Origin of the sequence: Ensifer soli, assembly GCF_041928815.1 — a bacterium.
Taxonomy (GTDB): Bacteria; Pseudomonadota; Alphaproteobacteria; order Rhizobiales; family Rhizobiaceae; genus JBHFEI01.
On sequence record NZ_JBHFEI010000042.1, the window covers coordinates 1 to 5377 of the forward strand.

Annotated in this window: 7 protein-coding genes; 2 read left to right on the forward strand and 5 right to left on the reverse strand. The window is 58.3% G+C overall.

Going from position 1 to position 5377, the window contains the following annotated elements:
• Nucleotides 1-384, forward strand: a 384-nt coding sequence (locus ACEVQ6_RS23690; RefSeq protein WP_454952640.1) for a hypothetical protein, incomplete at its 5' end; no start/stop codon positions are given.
• Between the two features lie 77 nt (nt 385-461).
• On the opposite strand, the gene ACEVQ6_RS23345 is transcribed toward ACEVQ6_RS23690, so the two are convergent.
• From ACEVQ6_RS23345 to ACEVQ6_RS23360, 4 genes are all read right to left on the reverse strand, one after another.
• Nucleotides 462-1007 (reverse strand): hypothetical protein, encoded by a 546-nt coding sequence (locus ACEVQ6_RS23345; protein ID WP_374891441.1) that lies wholly within the window; start codon nt 1005-1007, stop codon nt 462-464.
• Nucleotides 967-2244 carry a tyrosine-type recombinase/integrase gene (locus ACEVQ6_RS23350; protein ID WP_374891442.1) on the reverse strand — a complete coding sequence of 426 codons (1278 nt, stop codon included), beginning with the start codon at nt 2242-2244 and terminating at the stop codon, nt 967-969. Before ACEVQ6_RS23350 ends, ACEVQ6_RS23345 begins: the two co-directional genes overlap by 41 nt.
• Before the next feature lie 145 nt (nt 2245-2389).
• On the reverse strand, nt 2390-3094 hold the full coding sequence (locus ACEVQ6_RS23355; RefSeq protein WP_374891443.1) for an anti-sigma factor: 705 nt from the start codon (nt 3092-3094) through the stop codon (nt 2390-2392).
• Nucleotides 3091-3636, reverse strand: a complete 546-nt coding sequence (locus tag ACEVQ6_RS23360) for a sigma-70 family RNA polymerase sigma factor (RefSeq protein ID WP_374891445.1) — start codon at nt 3634-3636, stop codon at nt 3091-3093. The genes ACEVQ6_RS23355 and ACEVQ6_RS23360 overlap by 4 nt, the downstream gene beginning before the upstream one ends.
• A 229-nt stretch (nt 3637-3865) precedes the next feature.
• On the opposite strand from ACEVQ6_RS23360, the gene ACEVQ6_RS23365 reads away from it, so the two are divergent.
• Entirely contained in the window at nt 3866-4651 is a 786-nt protein-coding gene (locus ACEVQ6_RS23365) for a DUF4394 domain-containing protein (RefSeq protein ID WP_374891446.1), read from the forward strand.
• 47 nt (nt 4652-4698) lie between these two features.
• On the opposite strand, the gene ACEVQ6_RS23370 is transcribed toward ACEVQ6_RS23365, so the two are convergent.
• The gene (locus ACEVQ6_RS23370) at nt 4699-5115 is read right to left on the reverse strand and encodes a DoxX family protein (RefSeq protein WP_374891444.1); all 417 of its coding nucleotides are present in this window, start codon (nt 5113-5115) and stop codon (nt 4699-4701) included.
• Between the last annotated feature and the right edge of the window lie 262 nt (nt 5116-5377).

The window sequence follows — 5377 nt, forward strand, 5'->3', positions numbered from 1 at the left end:
TTAAATCAAACCGCTAGCGAGCCGCAAAATCCGTTCTTACAAAGCCTAAAAAGTCTCAAATCATTCGACGACGGACACTGGCGCCGGCTAGCAGGCTCAAGCGCCAAAAAGAGAAACTACTGGCCCGATTTCTCAGAAATCGGCATAGACGTGGCGCTTACGCTCCTCGGCGCGCGCTACGATCCATTCATCGACCTCGGCCTTGATCCATGCCACCGTCGTCCCAGCCATGCGGATACGGCGAGGGAAGCGGCGACGTTGTTCCCAGCGCAGAAGGCTCGAATTACTCACTCGGATACCCATTTTGCGAAGGTCTTCTCGACCAATAAATATCTGTTGATGCACTGCCTGCGACATTTCAAGTCTCCATCAGGTTTGAGGTGATGAAGTGCGCCCTTGATTGAAATCAATTGATATCAGGGAGATAGCGCTGAAATGGCCGGCGAAATAGCCGTCGAAAATCAGTTTGCAGATTGATTTGATTTCTTGCGGCGTCCGGGCTTGCCGATGTCAAAGCGACCCGTAATAGCAATCGCCCGGCTGCGAGCCTCTTTGAAGCCGCTGTCAGTCAGATTGGGAAAGCTTTCCTTTGATTGCCGCAGCAGATCTGCAAACTTTGGCGGCTGATATGCACGGTCGTTAAACAGGCCGACAAGCCACTCTTGGCACCTATCCGTGGCCAACTGCGAAGAAGGAACATTCCTAATTTCTTGCTTGCGCATAAATGCGAGGAGCTGCTCTGCGTGGATGCGACAATAGACAGGCTGGTTCAAGTTGTGATGAAAAATGCAATCATTCTTGAGCTCTATGGCAAAAGATTCACGATCGGCGTCTTGAGGTGTAAGGTTACCACTGCTTTTCAGGTCCATTGTTGACCAATGCGCGGCGACGTTCCCTGATTGAAGTGCCGCGCGCAAATATCGCAGCGCGAGCTTCCGCTCCGGTGCTTCGACAATATCGATCCACTCATCTTTCCAATTTGGCCCGTACGTCTCCCGCCCGACCAACTGAAAGGCTTCCCGGGGCTCGATGAAGATTTTCGTATTGATGACTAGCGGCAACTGTCTCGCCTTCCATCGCCAGATTTTTCAAACTGTTGGCCCATAGTTGCAAAGCCTCGCGCTTTTCGTCGAAATAGGCATGGCGATTGTAGGTCGCCGCAACGCCGGAAACGATACCGGACTTGTGGTTAAGAACGGCTTCAATGATGTGCGGCTGAACCTTCAAGATAGCCATATTGGTTGCGGCGGTGCGGCGGAGATCGTGAAAGCGCCAGTCCTCGGCATCGAGACCGACGAAGGTGTCCAGCCGCTTCTTGAACCGCCCGAACCCGGAAATCGATGAGCGACCCGTTGAGGTGAATACATAGTCCGAACCAAGGAAGCGCGGGATCGAACGGAGAATGTCGAGCGCCTGTTTCGGCAATGGCACGACATGCGTGGTCGAGTTCTTCGTCCGGTCAGCCTTCAGCGTCAGTGTGCCGCGATGAAGATCCAGCTCTGACCATCGCATCGCAGCTATTTCATCCCGACGCTGGCCGGTAAGAAGCAGAAGCTTTCCGAACTGCTCGAAGGAATATCCCTCTGCTTCGCAGCCTTTCCAGAACCCGATAACCTCATCGTCGGTCAGGCAGCGGTCACGGGCAACCTCCTTGATCAAGGGCTTGAGTCCAGTCACAGGTGAGACTTCGACAATGCCTTGGTCGATGCACCAGGAATACAGTTTCTTGATCGCAGCCAGCCCACGGTTCGCCCGCGTGCCTTTGCCGCCATTATCGCCGATGTCGGCAATCAGACGTTCCAACTCGCGGACGACATCAACGCGTTTGATGGCGTCGATCCTCATGCGATGCAGCTTTTCCATCCGCATCAGCATGCTCTCGCTGCCCTTCCAATCCTTTGTCTGGCGCTTGGCATATCGTTCGATGAACTGCGGAATGATGTCGCCGAGGGTGAGGACCTTCTCTTCAGACTCCTCCTCTCGCTGCTGGAACAGCCCAAGTTGGATGTCGCGCAGGATCATCTGCGCCTTCTCGCGGGCGTCCTTGAGCGAGAGGATCGGATATGTGCCAAGCTTGATGCGGCGGGATACGCCGTCAACGCGTGTGGCAACATACCAGACTTTGCCGCCGGCATTCGACACGCGGATATGAAGTCCGGTGACCAATTCGTCGCGGACCTCGTACCGCTTGCCGGTCGCGGGCAGCAGGCTATCGAGCAGTTTCGGGGTGAGCTTCTTTCGCATGATGCGCAGATTAAGACTGCAACATCCGCGTGTCAGAGTATGGTTTGGAGAACTGCTGCATGCAACGCAAAGGCTTGGATGAACGGGAGACTTTTACCGGAGCAACCCCAATTGTGAAGATGCGCCAAGGAAATCAGCCCAGCGCCTATCGCGGCAACCTTGCCCATCCCTTTGCCAGGATCGGTCCTGTCGGCCGACCTGTTGGTGATCCGCCCTGTTGTTCGAGAGTGATCTCATAGAGCTGGTTGTCCTTTGGAAGCGGCAGGGCGGGGCCGTCAAGGTGCGCCGAGCGGATACCTTCGATCAAGCCGAGCGACACTGGCCCCATGTCCTCAGAGGGCAATGTCCAGACCTGGATCGTTCTGTCTGCGGGAACGGCAATGTCGGCGAGAAGTCGTATGGTCGCATCCTCGTTGCCAAAATCTTCAACGACCGCCTGGACTTCGCCGGTCTCGTTCAGCAACACGGCGACCACCATCGGTTCAACGGTGCGCATGAGAGAATAGGCAAGTCCGGCAACAAGGAGCACGGTTGCCGCGAGCGCCGCGAAGGCCGTTGCCCGCCAGCCATTGCGGAGATTGTCATTTGCCGGCGCTTGCGGCCGCGCCGATGCTTCCGCCTGCTGCCGGGGCAGCGCGCTTTCGATCCGCTGCCACAAGGCTGCGCTGACCATCGCCGGTTCGGCGCTGACATCAAGCGGAAGAAACCGTTCACGGCTTTCGGCCACGGCAGTTTTCAACTCCGCATCGCGTTCCATCTCGGCCTCTACGTCCACCGCCTCGGCAGGGTCCAGCAATCCCAGCACGTATTCGTCGGCAATGGTCGGGATGTTCTTGCGATCCAGCGTCATGCCATGCACTCCCGCAGCGCGGCGAGACCACGCCGGATCCAGGATTTTGTGGTCCCGAGCGGCAGGCGCAGCCGTCCGGCGATCTCTCCGTGGGAGTAGCCGCCGACATAGGCCATGAGGATGCCGCGCTTTCTCGTCTCGTCGAGCGCGCCGAGGCAACCATAGAGGCGCGAATTTCGATCGAGCCGGTGCCAGGCCGCCATGACCTCGTCGGTCGCTTCCTGCTCCTGCAGCGTCTCGACCTCCTCGCTCGTGTATTCCCGCCGGCCATCGCGAATAAGGTTGAGCGCCCTGTTGCGCACGATCGCGTAGATCCAGCCACGCGCCGAGCCACGCGAGGCGTCATACTGGTGGGCATGGGTCCATATGCGGATAAAGGCTTCCTGCACGACCTCTTCGGCAAGCTCGCGACGCCGGACGATCCGCTCGGCAACGGCAACCAGACGGCTCGCCTCCATGTCGAAGATGCGGCGCAGGCCGGAGCGATCGCCGGCGGCACAGGCCGCGAGCGACGCATCGAGTTCATCCGGCACAGACCCCATCAGCATGCAGACCATCTCCCTGTTGCACGCAGCCCCTGCTTCTCGGGTCACGCCAGATTTCTATACCCACGAGATGCGTCATTGGATGCCACGCGACATTTATTTTGTAACGCTGCATCCAGACAGGCTCACTGCCGTGTCTTCTCTATCGGAAGCATGACGCGCCGGATGCCGGCCCGCTTCCAAGATATGATTTAAAATATGGTTTAAACCGGAGAACGACATGACCATGAAGATCCGCCTGACGCTGCTTGCAACCGTACTCGTGGCCGGTTCCGCCGCTCCCGCCTTCGCCGCTCCCGTCTTGGGCCTGACCGGCGACAAGACGCTTGTCATGTTCGATACGGAAAAACCGGCGGTGACGAAGACCATGGAGGTAACGGGTGTCGACAAGCTGGTCGGCATCGATTTCCGCCCGGGCACCAAGAGCGTTATGGGCGTCACGCCTGACCACAAGATCGTGTCGATCAATCTCGAAACAGGCGCAGCGACAGATGTTGCGACGATGGACAAGATGCTGACGATGACCGAGGCGCCGGTCGTCGTCGATTTCAATCCGATGGCCGACCGCCTGCGCTTCATGACCGGCACCACCAATCATCGCGTCCATCCCGATACCGGCGCTGTCACGGTCGACGGCACGCTCGCCTTCGAGGACGGCGACATGCACAAGGGTGAGACACCGAACATCGTCGCTGCCGCCTACACCAACTCGATCGGCAAGCCGGAAAAGACCGCGATGTACAATATCGACGCGACGATCGGCGCCCTGATCCAGCAGACCAAGCCGAACGACGGCACGCTGAAGGCCATCGGCAAGCTCGGCATCGAGGAGACGCCCGCAACTTACGCCTTCGATATCCAGGGCATGGAGGGCGGGCAGAATGCCGCCTATCTCGTCGCCAGCAAGATGCTGTACAGCGTCAACCTCGAAACCGGCGCGGCGACCGGGATCGGCGCGATCACCGGCCTCGACAACGAGGTTCGCGACATCGCCATTCTTCCGGCGATGTGACGCATGCACCGGGGGCGAGGGACGGACCTTCGCCCCCTTTGCCGCACTCAATGCGGCGGCGGCTTGCCGAACGGCCATGACACGGCGCCGCCCGTAAACAATGCCAGCCAGACGATAACGGGTTGCAGTGGCAGGCGGACGACATGATAGCTCCAGAGCCAGACCGAGGCGCTGTCGATCGAAAGTGTGTCGATCGCGTGTTTGATGTTGGCGGGATACACACAGACCGCGTAGAGCGCCAAGGCGACGCCGGCGTAGATCCGCAGCGCCGGAACAAAGAGGGCGACCGCTCCTGCAATTTCGCAGATGCCGGTCAGCAGAATGACGGCTTCCGGATGGGGAACCCATTGTGGCGTGATCCGCAGGAAGGGTTCCTGCAGAACGAGGTGCAGCAAGCCCGCCACGCCGTAAAAAACGGAAAGCCCGATACGGCAACCTTTGCGCCATGCCCCGATTGTTGCCATTCACTTGACCTCCCGCACTGAGTGGTTCCTGTCAAAAACCACCTTGAGCAGTAGGGATAGTGATTTTGAGCATCGTGTTTGCGCCAGATACCATACCTGCAACTTCTGCAAGGCCGATATTGAAGGCGTAAAGATCGATCTTTGGTTGCCGGATGCGAAGCCGTTACCATATGCGGACCGACGACTGGTCTGACCCCATTGGGTGGTCCGGTTTCAGTCTTAGTGCATGATCGGCTTTTCAACCATCGCCTGTGCCGATGAT